The organism is Gottfriedia acidiceleris (assembly GCF_002128425.1).
GTDB classification, from domain to species: domain Bacteria; phylum Bacillota; class Bacilli; order Bacillales; family Bacillaceae_G; genus Gottfriedia; species Gottfriedia acidiceleris.
The window spans coordinates 137,464-152,116 of the sequence record NZ_NESS01000009.1 but is presented as its reverse complement, the minus strand read 5'-3'; the positions used below and the strand labels follow the sequence as shown (position 1 = coordinate 152,116).

At 31.4% G+C, this 14,653-nt stretch carries 16 protein-coding genes; 3 read left to right on the top strand and 13 right to left on the bottom strand.

Features of this window, described 5'->3' with window-relative positions; translation table 11 throughout:
* Positions 1-148 precede the first annotated feature (148 nt).
* Positions 149-922, bottom strand: coding sequence for a Cof-type HAD-IIB family hydrolase (locus B6K90_RS16920; RefSeq protein WP_088013931.1), 774 nt, complete (start codon positions 920-922; stop codon positions 149-151).
* A 15-nt stretch (positions 923-937) separates the two neighbouring features.
* Positions 938-1,846 carry a DMT family transporter gene (locus B6K90_RS16915; protein ID WP_088013930.1) on the bottom strand — a complete coding sequence of 303 codons (909 nt, stop codon included), beginning with the start codon at positions 1,844-1,846 and terminating at the stop codon, positions 938-940.
* 348 nt (positions 1,847-2,194) lie between these two features.
* Between B6K90_RS16915 and B6K90_RS16910 the strand changes: the two genes are divergently transcribed.
* The 3 genes from B6K90_RS16910 (at position 2,195) to B6K90_RS16900 (ending at position 4,910) form a co-directional block, all read left to right on the top strand.
* On the top strand, positions 2,195-2,407 hold the full coding sequence (locus B6K90_RS16910) for a DNA-dependent RNA polymerase subunit epsilon (RefSeq protein ID WP_056468578.1): 213 nt from the start codon (positions 2,195-2,197) through the stop codon (positions 2,405-2,407).
* Positions 2,408-2,410: 3 nt separating this feature from the next.
* Positions 2,411-4,078 (top strand): ribonuclease J1, encoded by a 1,668-nt coding sequence (rnjA, locus tag B6K90_RS16905; RefSeq protein ID WP_088013929.1) that lies wholly within the window; start codon positions 2,411-2,413, stop codon positions 4,076-4,078.
* A 292-nt stretch (positions 4,079-4,370) separates the two neighbouring features.
* Positions 4,371-4,910, top strand: a complete 540-nt coding sequence (locus tag B6K90_RS16900) for a hypothetical protein (RefSeq protein WP_088013928.1) — start codon at positions 4,371-4,373, stop codon at positions 4,908-4,910.
* A gap of 261 nt (positions 4,911-5,171) precedes the next feature.
* Here B6K90_RS16900 and B6K90_RS16895 read toward each other — a convergent pair whose 3' ends face one another.
* The 11 genes from B6K90_RS16895 to B6K90_RS16845 form a co-directional block, all read right to left on the bottom strand.
* Positions 5,172-5,627 carry a cell wall hydrolase gene (locus B6K90_RS16895; protein ID WP_088013927.1) on the bottom strand — a complete coding sequence of 152 codons (456 nt, stop codon included), beginning with the start codon at positions 5,625-5,627 and terminating at the stop codon, positions 5,172-5,174.
* Positions 5,628-6,063: 436 nt separating this feature from the next.
* Positions 6,064-7,080, bottom strand: a complete 1,017-nt coding sequence (locus B6K90_RS16890) for a DUF4030 domain-containing protein (RefSeq protein ID WP_088013926.1) — start codon at positions 7,078-7,080, stop codon at positions 6,064-6,066.
* Complete coding sequence (locus B6K90_RS16885; protein WP_088013925.1) at positions 7,077-7,595, bottom strand: sigma-70 family RNA polymerase sigma factor; 519 nt, start codon at positions 7,593-7,595, stop codon at positions 7,077-7,079. Before B6K90_RS16885 ends, B6K90_RS16890 begins: the two co-directional genes overlap by 4 nt.
* A 216-nt stretch (positions 7,596-7,811) precedes the next feature.
* A complete protein-coding gene (locus tag B6K90_RS16880) occupies positions 7,812-8,369 on the bottom strand; it encodes a GNAT family N-acetyltransferase (RefSeq protein WP_088013924.1) in 558 nt (185 codons plus the stop codon).
* A gap of 25 nt (positions 8,370-8,394) precedes the next feature.
* Complete coding sequence (locus tag B6K90_RS16875) at positions 8,395-8,823, bottom strand: HIT family protein (RefSeq protein ID WP_088013923.1); 429 nt, start codon at positions 8,821-8,823, stop codon at positions 8,395-8,397.
* Positions 8,824-9,098: 275 nt separating this feature from the next.
* Entirely contained in the window at positions 9,099-10,133 is a 1,035-nt protein-coding gene (locus tag B6K90_RS16870) for a cytochrome d ubiquinol oxidase subunit II (protein WP_088013922.1), read from the bottom strand.
* Positions 10,134-10,290: 157 nt separating this feature from the next.
* Complete coding sequence (locus tag B6K90_RS16865) at positions 10,291-10,746, bottom strand: TlpA family protein disulfide reductase (RefSeq protein ID WP_088013921.1); 456 nt, start codon at positions 10,744-10,746, stop codon at positions 10,291-10,293.
* A gap of 109 nt (positions 10,747-10,855) precedes the next feature.
* Positions 10,856-11,398, bottom strand: coding sequence for a peroxiredoxin (locus tag B6K90_RS16860; protein ID WP_088013920.1), 543 nt, complete (start codon positions 11,396-11,398; stop codon positions 10,856-10,858).
* A gap of 117 nt (positions 11,399-11,515) precedes the next feature.
* Positions 11,516-12,631 carry an N-acetyldiaminopimelate deacetylase gene (locus tag B6K90_RS16855; protein WP_088013919.1) on the bottom strand — a complete coding sequence of 372 codons (1,116 nt, stop codon included), beginning with the start codon at positions 12,629-12,631 and terminating at the stop codon, positions 11,516-11,518.
* A 247-nt stretch (positions 12,632-12,878) separates the two neighbouring features.
* Positions 12,879-13,595, bottom strand: coding sequence for a 2,3,4,5-tetrahydropyridine-2,6-dicarboxylate N-acetyltransferase (dapD, locus tag B6K90_RS16850; protein WP_088013918.1), 717 nt, complete (start codon positions 13,593-13,595; stop codon positions 12,879-12,881).
* A gap of 75 nt (positions 13,596-13,670) precedes the next feature.
* Positions 13,671-14,546 (bottom strand): LysR family transcriptional regulator, encoded by an 876-nt coding sequence (locus B6K90_RS16845; protein WP_139840749.1) that lies wholly within the window; start codon positions 14,544-14,546, stop codon positions 13,671-13,673.
* Positions 14,547-14,653: the final 107 nt, after the last annotated feature.

The window sequence follows — 14,653 nt, the reverse complement described above, 5'->3', positions numbered from 1 at the left end:
AGGAAATAGGTCTTCATTTAATTTACCAAAAAACAGACTAAATGAACAACTAAAACAAAAATGCCACGAAAAATTCGTGGCATATACTTGACGAAGTCTTTTTTCAACAGCGTGAAAAAGAGCGATTGAAATCAATCGCTCTTTTTTATTATAAAAGTCCTGCCCATTTTAAACCGTTTAAAATTCCATCTTCATCAACATTCGTTGTAATATGATTTGCTAATTTTTTAAGTGGAGCTACTGCATTACCCATGGCGATACCCGTTCCAACTTTTTCGATCATTTCTAAATCATTTAAACCATCACCAAATGCGATTACATTTTGCATATCAAATCCTAGATGATTTACCATTTGAAGTATTCCATTCGCCTTAGAACCTCCTACTGGTAAGACATCTGACGAATACTCATGCCATCGAATAAAATTAAAATCCTTAAAACCATCAGTTAGTGACGGCTCTTGATGCTCTTCACAGAATAGTAATACTTGGTAAATTTCACGATTATGATAAAAATCATGCTGTACTTCAGGATGCTGCATTTTAATAGACGTCAAAGCTTCATTTATATGAGGATGTGCCTCAATTGATGCTCTCATTGTCTCGTTATTTAAATAAACAAGTGGAATATCTAGTTCTTTTGCTTTTTGAGTAAATTGGTGAAGTTGTTCCGGATGTAGGGCATGTTTGTGAATAGCTTCACCTTCATATTCAGCATATTGCCCATTTAAACTTACAAAACTATTTATATTTAACTCTTCACGAAGTTCTTTAAACATGAATGGCGCACGACCAGTTGCGATCGCTACGTGGATATCTTTATTTTGAAGTTCCGAAATTGCGTTCTTTGTACTTTCCGGAATTACTTTATCATGATTTAAAATCGTTCCATCTATATCAAAAAAAACGATTGGTTTAGTCATATTTTTCTCTCCTCACTAAGACGCTGCATTTGCTTTTGAGTTACTCATTTTTGACTTTTGTTTACTATTCGTAATAAATACACCAAGAAGTACGATTAAAAGTCCTAATATCATTTTGAATGTTAAAGGTTCGTTTAAAAAGAAAAATCCCCAAACAGAAGCAAATACAGGTACTATATAAGTAACCATTGTTGCAAACTCTGCACTTCCCTCTTTAACCATATAATAAAATAATAAATATGCCAACCCCGAACATACAACTCCTAGTCCAAACACACCACTAAAAACTTCAATATTAACAAACGGTTTTAAAGTGCCTTTCCCTAAAACGATCATATAAAAAAATCCAAATACACCAGAAATACCTAAGGTTAAAAATGAAACAATCATTACATCAATTTTTTGCAAATACTTTTTAGTTAAATGTGAGCCAAGCCCATAACAAAAAGTAACAAATAGCATTAATATTGAATAAATTATATTATCGGAGAAAATTGTTGATGGATTAAGATTCATCATAATCATAAGTCCAACGATCCCTATCATAAGGCCAATCCATTGTTTCTTGTGAATTTTTTGAGAAAAGAAAAAATATCCAATAATAAGTGTTGCAATTGGAGTAAAAGCATTTAATACTGCCGCTTCATTACTTTGCAGATGGGTTTCACTTAAAGAAAGAAAAAGCCACGGAATTGCATGATTAAATAATGAGATGATAATAATTAAACTCATTTTCGGTAAATTTTTATAATCAATCTTTACCTTTTTTATTAACATAATAATTAATAATGTCATAGCACCAAAGAAACAACGATAAAATACAATTGCTTCTGGCCCTATATCGTTTAAAAGGAGCTTAATAAATAAAAAAGATGTACTCCAAATAATACTTAATAACAATAAAGCTGCATATAACTTCTTCACATTCTTCTCCCCTTAACTTTAAGATACCCTCTATTTTAACTGCTTTTAGGATTATATTGAATGAAAATGTTTTTTTGTTCAATACTACACATAAATATACTGTGTCCGTGTTCTGTACAAATAAGTTTAATTTCATGTCTAGGAGGTAAAACTAGTGTTACGTAAACTTAGAAAAAAATTAAAAAAAAGGCTAAAACAATTATTGAAAAAGAAGAAATATATCTCAATAATTTCAAAATTATTTTTAAAATGACCGTATTTTAGGTAATCTTCAATAAAAAGAATGAAAATATATAGAAAATCACTTATAATATTGAGAAGATAGTGATTTGACAAGGAGAGATTTAAATGATTTTTAAAGTATACTATCAGGAATTACCATTAGAGGTACCTGTAAGAGAAAAAACTAAAACAGTTTATGTAGAAGCAGATAGTGAAAGAGAAGTTCGTGCGAAATTATTACCTTTCAATTATAATATTGAGCTTGTTCAAGCTTTAACCGGTGCTCATCTTGAATTCGAAAAACAAAGTGAAAGCTTTAAAATTTTGGAGCTAGCGTAATTTATGAAATTTCTTAAAAATGATCAAGCTGCCGTATTCGCACTAGGTGGCTTAGGGGAAATTGGAAAAAATACATACGCAGTACAATATCAAGATGAAATTATATTAATTGATGCCGGAATCAAGTTCCCTGAAGATGAGCTACTAGGGATAGACTATGTAATACCTGATTATTCCTATTTAGTTCGAAATGAGGAAAAAATTAAAGGTTTATTTATCACTCACGGACATGAAGACCACATTGGTGGTATTCCATATTTATTAAGAGAATTAAACATTCCAATTTATGGTGGTAAACTTGCACTTGGTTTAATTAAAAATAAACTAGAAGAGCATGGTCTTTTAAGAAAAGCTAAATTAATTGAAATAAAAGAAGACGACATCATTAAATTTAGAAAAACTAGCGTAACTTTTTATCGTACTACTCACAGTATTCCAGATTGTTTTGGAATTGTAGTAAAAACTCCTCAAGGACAAGTCGTACATACTGGTGACTTTAAATTTGACTTTACACCTGTAGGAGAAACAGCTAATTTAACGAAAATGGCTGAAATTGGTAAGGAAGGTGTTTTATGCCTACTTTCAGACAGTACAAATAGTGAAGTATCACATTTTACAATGTCTGAAAGAAAAGTTGGAGACACGATTAATGAGATTTTCCGTAAAGTAGACGGTCGAATTATATTTGCAACATTTGCTTCAAATATTCACCGTCTTCAGCAAGTAGTTGAGGCAGCTATTGCAACTGGACGTAAAATTGCTGTTTTTGGTAGAAGTATGGAAGCAAACATCGAGATCGGTCATGACCTAGGTTATATTAAGTGTCCTAAGGATACATTTATTGAAGCATCTCAAATTAATCGTATTCCGGCTAATCAATTAGTTATTTTATGTACAGGTAGTCAAGGTGAGCCTATGGCTGCATTATCACGTATAGCAAATGGTACACATCGTCAAATTCAAATTATTCCTGGAGATACTGTCGTGTTTTCTTCTTCACCTATTCCAGGTAATACAATGAGCGTAAATCGAACCATCAACTTACTATATCGTGCTGGTGCTGAAGTAATCCACGGATCATTAAATGATATTCATACTAGTGGTCATGGTGGTCAAGAAGAGCAAAAATTAATGCTTAGACTGATGAAACCTAAGTATTTTATGCCGATTCACGGTGAATATAGAATGCAGCGCATGCATGCTAAACTTGCTATGGACTGTGGCGTACCTGAAGAAAACTGCTTTATCATGGATAATGGTGAAGTTTTAGCTCTTCGTGCAGATGAGGCTATGGTTGCAGGTAAAGTACCTTCTGGTAATGTTTATATTGATGGAAGCGGTATCGGTGATATTGGTAACATCGTTTTAAGAGATCGTAGAATTTTATCTGAAGAAGGTCTTGTAATCGTTGTCGTAAGCATCGATATGAAGGAATTTAAAATCTCAGCAGGGCCAGATATCATTTCACGCGGTTTCGTTTATATGAGAGAAAGTGGCGACTTAATAAATGAAGCACAAGCAATGATTTCTACTCATTTAAACAAAATCATGGAACGTAAAACTTCTCAATGGTCAGAAATAAAAAATGAAATTACAGATACTTTATCACCTTTCCTATACGAAAAAACAAAACGTAAACCAATGATTCTTCCAATAATTATGGAAGTTTAATAATTAGTACATTTAAAAAGGGCTATCTTAAAAGTCAAAATACTTTTGAGATAGCCCTTTTTTTAAATAAAGGCTCTGTTAAAGTAAATTGTTAATTTTTAAACAAAAAATAAGACCACAAATTCTTGTGGTCTTTGCTAATTCTTATTCAACTAAAGCAATGCATTAGTTGAATTACATGATCGGCTGTTTAGTCGATTTTTTCTATTCAACAAAATGGCAGTATAGTTGAATAATTATTTGGAATTTTATGGTAAAATATATGCATTTAGGGTTAATGTTAGGAGATTATATGAAGAAAAAAATTATTTTCGTTTTTATTTTTTTAATTGCATTTTGCTTGATTGTTAAATCGTACAGTTTCTTTGAAGACGGTCCATTCTATACAAAATTTGTAAAATCCACAGACCTTTCGAATGAAACCTTCGATAGAGTAGGGCTACACGATAATATTAATCGTTTATCTTTCACAAAACGGTTTGGAGAACCTTTGGAAAAAGCAGATAATGATTTTTATGATTACTATCTATGGAACAACGGATTAGAAACGGCTTCAATCATAATTGGGAAAAACAAAGGAGAAATCGTAAGACTTATTATTGGTGATATAAATAATATGTCACGTCATTCTGAACTCGAAACCATAAAAAGAATAAAATTAGGCAATTCAAAAGAAGAAATTATTTCTTTATATGGACCAAATTATTTTAAACGAGTCGAGCAGGGGTGTAACATCATAGGATATGTTGATAAAAAGAATAAAATAATAATTGAATTTTGGTTGGCGGATAAAGTAGTTGAAATTCGTTTAGAAGATATAAATACGAATTAAGTTCAATAAGCATTAAAAAGACTGCTTATTGAAAACAGTCTTTTTTAGTACGCAAAAATCAACATTTTAGTTTAACAGAGCCAACTTATTAAAAATATTCTTATGTAACGAACGCATGCGTTAGTTGCATAAGCTAAATCTTAATAACCTTACATCCATTCTTCAGCAATTTTAATATCATTTGATAACTTAAGATTTGGATATTTCTTATCTAATTTCTTTAAGCACTCTATATAGTCAATGCTACTTATTTTTTTTATTTTATATTTTGTAAATTTCCGCACATTCCGCCCCAGTCGGCTCATAAAAGCAATGATTCTTCCAAACTCCCGCATAAGGCTGACCATACCATTTAGGTGGACACTGGGTATTTTGAACTCCCGCACCCGATGGATTGAAATACCACAAAGAATACACAGCAGGATATAGTCGCCAATTCTGTATACATTGTCTAGCAAGCTTCAAATAAGGCTCTTTCGCTCTTTGATAAAAAGATGGCGATTGAATCGCGTCGAAGGAAGCGTCGCTCCCATGATATTGATAAATGACCTCTCGAATTGTATCAACATTTTTGAAATCTGAACACTTGACCAAGGCTCGATTTATCACGACAGCACCAACAGATAACATCCCCCTTTGTCCTTCCGCTTCCGCTTCAGTTCGGATTAATCTTGCCAATAATTCAACATCACTTTGATTGTATTTTATTCGAGTCATAGAAAAACCCCCTTTATTCAAGATATGATTTTTCACAACTTTTTCCGTTAAAAAACCTCGCTTTTAGAAATGATAATTACATTCTCTAGGAAAGAAGGTTATTAATCAATGTCCAAAAATCAAGGCTTCAAGGGTAGGTCCCCCCGCGACCCCATTCCAATTACCATATACAAAGGTAAAGTCACAGGAAAAACTAATAAAAAGGAAAAAAAATAAATTAAAGTACCAATTTTTTTTATTTTAACAGTAGTTTCCTTCAAATATCCAAAGCAAATTATCCTATTTATTCATCACTCTAAAAAACTACCCTGACATTTAGAGCAAAAAGGCGCCATAACAGCCTTTGGTGTTATACAACTAAAGCATGCCTTAGTTGAACAAGTGTATTTAAAACTCAATGATGGATAATGAGCGGCAAGTTTACAACTTATTTAATTTAATTTATTTTATTTTTATCTTTACTATAAATAATAATTTCATATTTTTCATCACCTAATACAGATGAGATATCCTTTGATTTTAGAAACTCATTAATTTCTGTTTCGATTTCTTCTCCAAGATTTTTAGCTAATGGATCAGAACTTTTTATGGAAGTTCTAATAATAATTTTAAGTGGTTTACTTTTATAGCCGACTCCTGTAACTTTAAATTCTTTTTTTGACATCAGTCCTTCAGAAATTACAGGTACAATTAGACCACCTTTATCAGGTTTACTAATTTCTACGGTTAATCTAGTTACTTTTATTTTATAACCAGGATAATGATTTGTTTTAGCTGTTTCAAAAGCTACTTTCTGAACATCTTTTGTTACTTCTTTATAATAATCTTTAGAACCAACTATATTAATAAAAATGGACTTTTCCGTTGGATCAACAAATACGGAATCAAATGTATACTTCAATTGTTTTAATGTTTTTGCAACTTCACTTTCAAGTAAATTTTTTTCTTTCTTTTCTTCTTCGTTTAACTCGTAATCTTTGAAGTTTTTTTGTTGAGTAATTTTAATGGCATATGAATCGTATCCTTTTGATTGCAAAACTTCATTCACTGTCTTTTTGACCTCGTTTTTTACCTCATCATAATATTGGTCAGAACCCTCTAAGCTTATCTGAATTGATTTCTTTGGTGTATAACTAACCCCTACACTACTTACTTTATAACTTTTTTCATTCAGCTTATCCCATATTATCATGTCTAAAGATTTAGATTTAAAAATAAGATTGAGATAAGGAATTTTAGAAACTACTTCCGCCATAGTAGGAGAAATAAATGCTGAGCTGACTAAAATACCAAACATTAATACAGCCGCACTACTAAAGTAAATAAACTGATATCCACGCTTACTTTTTCTTTTTCCTTTCTTGATTCCAGCTTCGATTGCAGTATTTAATTTATCTTTGGGAACTTGAATGTTCTGAATTTCTTTTTTCAATTTAGATGAGAAATCATTCATTGGATATACTCCTCTCGCAGATCAACTTTTAATTTACTAAGTGCTCGATGTAAGTTTGTTTTCACAGTCCCCTCTGGACATTTCAGCGTTTCAGCAATTTGTTTAATCGTGTAATCATTGTAATACCGAAGAATAATCACTGTTTTATATCTTGGCTTTAGTTGATCTATTGCATGAAGAAGATCCATATTTTCTTCGTGTTGCTCCTCTCTGACAAGTGAAGAATTATCCCAACTATCAATTGGAATGAGTCTACTTTTTTTCTTCAAAAAATCAAGCGCATTATTAATTAAGATTCGAGTCAACCATGTTGAAAAATGTTGTACTTCTTTTACCTTTTTAATAGATATATAAGCTTTATAAACAGTTTCTTGAACAATATCTAATGCATCATTTTCATCTTTAACATACAAATACGCAGTACGATATAGTTTAGCTTTCTCTTCTTCGATTAACTCTTGAAATGCTTTACTGTCTCCCTTTTTTGCTTTATTAATTTTATTTTGCAAAAACATGTCACCCCTCCTATCCTTACAATAATTAGACTGTTAACTACTTCAAAACGTTTCAAAAAAAATATTTAAAGTTTTATATCCAATTAAGAGGTCTTCAAGTATTCCTTATACTACTTTCTATTTGACTTTTTTTCCAAATAAAAAAATCGACTATACGGTCGATCTGAATGTTCAACTAACGCATGCTTTTGTTGACTGAGGAGTTGTAATACGTTTTTAAATTTCATTGTTTAATATAGAGTACATTTTTAGATCTTGATGTTTGCCTTTGACAAACATCCCTTTTCTTATAATTCCTTCAAATGACATTCCTACTTTTTCCATTACGCGTGATGAACCGATATTTTCTACAAAACATCTTGCCTGAATACGAATCAATTCCATTTCATCAAATCCAAATTTAATAACTTCTTTTGCAGCTTCTGTCATGATACCCTTTCCCCAATAATCTTGAGAAATGACATAACCTATTTCACCAATTTTATGTTTTTGATCCCACCAAACAAAATCGATTGTTCCAATCAGTTTCCCATTTCCCTTATACTGTATTCCCCATAGGGCAACCTGGCTGTTTTCATATTTATTTAGCACAAAGTCAATAAATTTTTTCGTGTCTGATAAAGTTTTATGTGTTTCCCAAGATACATATTTAGATACTTCTTCATTTGAACCATACAAAAACATTTCTTCAATATCATCTTTTGTAAGTTTTCTAAGAATAAGACGATTAGTTTCTAATTTAGGCAAATTCGTAAAAAATTTTTCAACTTCCATAAGATCCCTCTTCTATATATAAAATTTATATTAACTTTTCGATCATATCTTTTAACCTATTTTTCGTTTCTATAAATTTAGCCTTTTCTTTGATATTATCTTTTTGTTCCTCATAGTAAAATGGTTCTCCTACAAACCTCGGTATGACGTGCATATGATAATGCGTCAAGTCGTTGAATTTTCCACCGTTTTGACAAATAGTAATACCATCAGGTTGAAATAATTTTTTTAGTGCCTTTGAAATGGTCATAGATGCTTTCATAATAGCATTTGCTGTTTCAACATCTAATTCTTCGGTATCTAAAAAATGTTTTTTCGGAAGAATTAAAGTATGTCCCTCATTAAAAGGTTCAATGTCCAAAATGCAACAAACATACTCATTTTCATATACAATATTCACTGTTTCAAGTTGGTTAGATAGTCTGCAACCTAAACACTCTGAGTTTAAAATCATAAATATCCCCTTGGTAATTATTCATTTTTTTATTACTCAATATTTTATTTCTATACTTACTATTTTACCAAAAATATCCACTTTTTTAATACCCTTTTTCAACTAAGCTGCCAGTTAGTGCAATAAAAAAAGCCCACCGAATGGACTTAACCCTGTCAAGTAGACATATAAATCAACAATCTTTTATAACAGAGCCTAAATAAAAAACCACAAAATTTAAAACTTGTGGTTTGAGTGTGTAGAACAAAGTAATAAAAACTTGATTCTTTATATTATTAATCTTGAAAGTCATTTTTTTCATTACTTTTTAAAAAGACTTTCATAAAAAAAGGTTTATTAAGAACTAAAAATATAAAATATACAGTAAATAAGATGAAAAATAAAACAAACAGAATAATTAGTACGATTGCCAAACTACTCTTAGCAAAACTTGTTTCGATTCTCAGATAAGGATATAAAATAAATGGTAAATGACTTATTCCATACCCAAAAAAAGCGAAGAAATATTGCAATAATACTAAAATAAACGCTAAACCATATCTTTTTCTTTTTATAACAAAATAAATCGCTATACAAAAACAAATCAATGATATAAGAAAAAATTCCCATACATTATGCATTCGATCAAAATGAACTTTATTATGTAACTTCATTGACAAAAATACGATGATACTCGAAATAATAGTTGGCAATGACCAGACTAGTACATAATTTCTTAATTTAATTTCCGATTCCGAATCATTTATTAGGTTTGCAGAATAAATTAAAAACATTGCACTAATAAATAGGACTGAACATACAGCTAATAACATAACGGATAGAGAATAAGAATTCGTAATTAATTTAAATGGGTAAAATCGTATATCTGTTCCATTCTCAATAATAAATCCACCTTCTGAAATTGTTAAAACAGTAGATAATGTAACAGGTATTAATAGACTTGTCGCCCCGTACAAAATTAAAAAGAACTTACTCCTATTTCCTCCATATTGCTGAAAAGTATAAAATGATCCCCTTATTGCTAAAAAAATCATCGCTACACTACCTGGAACCAATAGTGGAACTCCATAATAGTATGCTACCCTTGGGAATATACCAACTACACCTACAAAGAAGAAAATAAAAAATAATGTAGCAAGCTCCCAAATAGATGAAAGATGTCGATTTATTAAGCCAATTAACTTTGGTTCTTCCTTAGTTGTAATCGTATAAAACGCATAAAATCCTGCACCAAAATCAATTGAAGCAATAATCATGTAGGCATATAAAAACAACCATAAGATAAAGATTGCGATTGTTTGAATTTCCAAACTTTTTTCCTCCTACAGAATAATTCCTTAAACTAAAGATTAGTTTTCTTTAATTATACCTACAAACTACTCTTTCTACTAGTTTCAAGATGAAGATTACCGAAATCCAAAAAAAGAGACCTTAAAAAAAGTCTCCTACGTAATGATAATTTAAAAACTATTCTACTTTCGCCGCTTCATCTAGTACACGATTAACACGCTTTTCTAACATTGGCATTCCGCCTTCTCCAGCTTGGAAATGGCGTAATACACCTGTTTTATCAAATACGTAATATGATGGTACATATTTATTTTCAAAAGCATCTGTAATTGTATGTTGGTTATCAACTAAAATTGTTTGTGTAATTCCGTGTTCTTCGGCAACTTCTTTAATTTTATCTAGATCTAAATCATCTTCAGATCTTGGCATATGAACGCTTACTACATTTAATCGATCTTTATATTCATCTCTAAAAGCATTTACGTTTGGCATTGCTACTTTACATAAATGGCAACTAACAGACCAAAAATGAATTAATGTTGGTTTGTCACCAATTAGGTTTTCCTTTTGAATTTCTCCATTTAATACTGTTGTTGCACCGTTTAATTCTGGCATTGGTGAGCGAAGTCTCATTTTATAGTCCTCCTATTTAGTTTTTTTTAGCTCGATGTAGCTCGTCCTTGTGTTTAAAAAGGCCTAACTATAAGTTAGACCTTTGACATTAATTCTTAATTGTTTAGAATTATAGAGTTGCTTGACCTGGTTTCCAGTTAGCTGGGCAAAGTCCACCAGTTTGTAAAGCTTGAAGTACACGTAAAACTTCATCAACTTCACGACCGATGTTGTTGTGGTGTACTACTTGGTACATTAATTCACCTTCTGGGCTGATGATGAATAATCCACGTAATGCAATACCTTCTTCTTCAATTAATACGCCATAGTCACGAGCAATAGCGTGGTTTGTATCTGCACCTAATGGGTATTTTAATTGACCTAATCCATTATCTTTACGATCAGTGTTGATCCATGCTAAGTGAGTGTGGATTGTATCTGTAGAAACACCTACAACCTCTGCATCAAGATCTTCAAACTCGTCATAGCGATCAGAAATAGCTACGATTTCAGTTGGACATACAAAAGTAAAGTCCATTGGATAGAAGTATAATACTGTCCATTTATCATTTTTCATGTTTTCTTCTAAACTTACTTTACCAAATTCTTTGTTTGGTAAAACTGCTTCCATTTCAAAGCGTGGTGCTTGTTTTCCTACTAAACGTTCTGCCATCATTATTACCTCCAATATTTATGTAACTATTTATCATACAAGTGATATTATAGTAAACTACTTATTTAAAGTCAATATTAATTTATAATTATTATTAACTAAAAATCATTTTCATAATTACTGTTTCTGTTTCATAAAGTCAGAAATAAATTGAATCATTATAGGTATAACATTTTCATCTGGATTTAATTTTTGGTTATGGAGTCCGTATTCGGAATTTACTCCAATCCAAAACATTAGGCCCGGAATTTCTTTTGTCATATAACCAAAATCTTCACCTGTCATTGCAACATTTGCAAGGATGGCCTCAATACCGTCATATTGTTTCGCAAAATTGAAGAATTCATTCGTCAACGATTCGTCGTTTATTACTCCATAGTAATTACTTCCAAAATCTACTTCTATTTTACACTGAAAACTCTCTTGAAATCCATTCACAAGACTTTGAATTCTATTTTTTAATTTTAGCATCGCTTCTTCACTTAATGCTCGCATCGTACCTTCTAGGCGAACATGATCTGCAATAACATTTTGAACTGTACCACCAGTTATTTTCCCAATCGTAATGACAGCACTGTCTAATGGATTAACATTTCTCGATACAACCGATTGTACTTGAGTGATAAAATGACTTGATGCAACAATCATATCATTCGTTAAATGAGGGAAAGCTGCATGTCCACTTAAGCCATGAAAATCAATAAAAAGCTCTGAAGTATGAGCAAATAACATACCAGGTTTTGTTGCTATTGTACCAACAGGATATTCAGGAGCAATATGTAAACCATAAATTACATCTGGTTTAAATGGTTTAAATTCTTCACTTTTAAGTAAAGGTTCCGCTCCACCTGGACCTTCTTCTGCAGGTTGAAAAATAAATACAACATCGTCATTTATTGGTTCATTAACAAGATTAGTAAGAACTCCAAGAGCAATACTCATATGTACATCATGACCACAAGCATGCATATTGCCTTCATGAATCGAGGAAAACTCTAAACCTGTGTTTTCTTTCATTGGTAATCCATCAATGTCCGTACGGTAACCAATCGTTTTAGTTGGTTTTAACCCTTTAACTCGAACAAAAATACCAGTTCTCCAAGTATCAATTATCATTCTTTCTTGGTCTAAACTTGATAAATAATCAAGTAAATACGATTGTGTTTTGAATTCTTGAAATCCAAGTTCGGGGATTAAATGTAAATCTCTTCTAATTTTAATAAATGAATCCATTTTAGCTCCTCCAAAAAAAGCGTAGAAATATAAATTCTACGCTTTTAGACTGTCCGTAAAACGTTCGCATTCTTCGTTGCTTCGTCTGCTTGTGGTGCTCATTATACCGAGTATGGTAGCTCCTCATTTCATCAGACATCCACCTCGAAAGACAACGTTTTCAATCAGTCTATTTTTATATTTTTGTATATTGCCTATAAAGTAAGCGTAGAAAAATAAATTCTACGCTATTCTTTACTTCTTCTAATTATTGATTTAGTTGTCGTAAAGCTTGAATAATTTCAGTTTTTGAAACTGTTTTATCATCGATATCTTTAATTTTTCTAGCAGGAACACCAGCAACTACAGTATAAGGAGCAACGTCTTCAGTAACAATTGCACCTGCTGCTACTACTGCGCCTTCACCTACTTTAATACCTTCTAAAACAACTGCATTAGCACCAATTAGAACATTGTCTTCAAGAATAACTGGGTTTGCTGATGGTGGCTCGATTACGCCTGCTAAAACAGCACCAGCACCAACGTGACAGTTTTTACCTGTTGTTGCACGACCACCAAGTACTGCGTTCATATCGATCATTGTGCCTTCTCCAATTACAGCACCGATATTAATTACAGCACCCATCATAATAACTGAGTTATCACCAATTGTTACTTGATCACGAATAATTGAACCTGGCTCAATACGAGCTTTAATACCTTTAGCATCTAAAAGTGGAATAGCTGAATTACGACGATCTGATTCTACTACATAATCTTCTATGTATTCTTTTTGCTCTTCAAGAATTACTTTAACCTCATCCCACTCACCAAATAAAACTCCAGAATTTTGAGAAATAAATGATTGAACTGATTCAGAAATAGTAAGCTTGTCTAATTGACCTTTTACATAAACCTTTACAGGTGTTTTTTTCGTGCTATTTGCGATAAATGCAATAATTTCATTTGCGTCCATTAATTTCATAATGATTTGCCCCCTTTATAATATCAATAAGAATACTCTATCAAATCTAGTAACTAACTAGCAACATTTTGTCGTTTAATCTTTATTTTTTTTTCGAATTGATTCTATAAATCCTTTTACTTGTTTTAATTTGATCGCATCTCGATTATAAAGTAAGTATGTATCTCGATATAAACCTGATTGTTCTTTTGTCATTAAAGGTGTTTTTATAATATTTTCATCACTTACATCATGTAATACAGATGAAGGTAAAATAGCAAAGCCTAGACCATTCAATACAAATTGCTTACATGTTTCAATTTGATCCACTACAATTTCATGTTTTGGCAATGAATTAAAATGCTCATACCACCATGATTGAATAAGCTGATAATAATTTGAATTACTTTTAAACTGAATAAACGGTCTTTGTATAGTTTTATATTCCTCAAGACTATGTTTTTTTGTATCAACTAATAATAATTCATCTGAAAAAAGTAATTCCTTTTCTCCAAACCAATTTTGGTTTCCTCGTACAATTGCTAGATGAACTTCATTTTCATATAAGCGATTTGTTATTTCACTACTCCAACCAGTAAAGAGTGAAACTTGGACCTCTGGATAGCTCGACACATATTTTTTTAAAACTGGCGGTAACCAGTATTGTGCAACAACAGATGAAACAGCAATCTTTAAAGTACCCGAAATATCGGATTTTAATATTTGTAACTGCTCTAACATTGTTTGATATGTTTCTTCCATTTTTTTAGCATAATTTAATATAATTTCCCCTGAAGCAGTAATAATCAACCCTTTTTGAGAACGAATAAACAATTCACTACCAATTTGCTTCTCTAAATTTTGAAGTCTTTGACTTAAAGCTGGTTGAGAAACAAACAACCTCTCTGCTGCCTTCCTCATATTCTTCTCTTCAGACAAAGTAATTATTAAACGTATATCATCAATTTGCACATAATTCCCCCTTGCCTTCAAACATATAGATTACTTAGACTCTTCTTTTTCTTAAAAAACCAATACTAAAAAAGTAAGTCAATTTGATGATGACTTACTTTTTTAAT

Excerpts from the sequence above, each read along its gene's own strand:
- B6K90_RS16920 (WP_088013931.1), bottom strand. The coding sequence starts at position 922 with ATGACTAAACCAATCGTTTTTTTTGATATAGATGGAACGATTTTAAAT.
- B6K90_RS16910 (WP_056468578.1), top strand. The coding sequence starts at position 2,195 with ATGATTTTTAAAGTATACTATCAGGAATTACCATTAGAGGTACCTGTA.
- rnjA (WP_088013929.1), top strand. The coding sequence starts at position 2,411 with ATGAAATTTCTTAAAAATGATCAAGCTGCCGTATTCGCACTAGGTGGC.
- B6K90_RS16900 (WP_088013928.1), top strand. The coding sequence starts at position 4,371 with ATGAAGAAAAAAATTATTTTCGTTTTTATTTTTTTAATTGCATTTTGC.
- B6K90_RS16895 (WP_088013927.1), bottom strand. The coding sequence starts at position 5,627 with ATGACTCGAATAAAATACAATCAAAGTGATGTTGAATTATTGGCAAGA.
- B6K90_RS16890 (WP_088013926.1), bottom strand. The coding sequence starts at position 7,080 with ATGAATGATTTCTCATCTAAATTGAAAAAAGAAATTCAGAACATTCAA.
- B6K90_RS16885 (WP_088013925.1), bottom strand. The coding sequence starts at position 7,595 with ATGTTTTTGCAAAATAAAATTAATAAAGCAAAAAAGGGAGACAGTAAA.
- B6K90_RS16880 (WP_088013924.1), bottom strand. The coding sequence starts at position 8,369 with ATGGAAGTTGAAAAATTTTTTACGAATTTGCCTAAATTAGAAACTAAT.
- B6K90_RS16875 (WP_088013923.1), bottom strand. The coding sequence starts at position 8,823 with ATGATTTTAAACTCAGAGTGTTTAGGTTGCAGACTATCTAACCAACTT.
- B6K90_RS16865 (WP_088013921.1), bottom strand. The coding sequence starts at position 10,746 with ATGAGACTTCGCTCACCAATGCCAGAATTAAACGGTGCAACAACAGTA.
- B6K90_RS16860 (WP_088013920.1), bottom strand. The coding sequence starts at position 11,398 with ATGGCAGAACGTTTAGTAGGAAAACAAGCACCACGCTTTGAAATGGAA.
- B6K90_RS16855 (WP_088013919.1), bottom strand. The coding sequence starts at position 12,631 with ATGGATTCATTTATTAAAATTAGAAGAGATTTACATTTAATCCCCGAA.
- dapD (WP_088013918.1), bottom strand. The coding sequence starts at position 13,595 with ATGAAATTAATGGACGCAAATGAAATTATTGCATTTATCGCAAATAGC.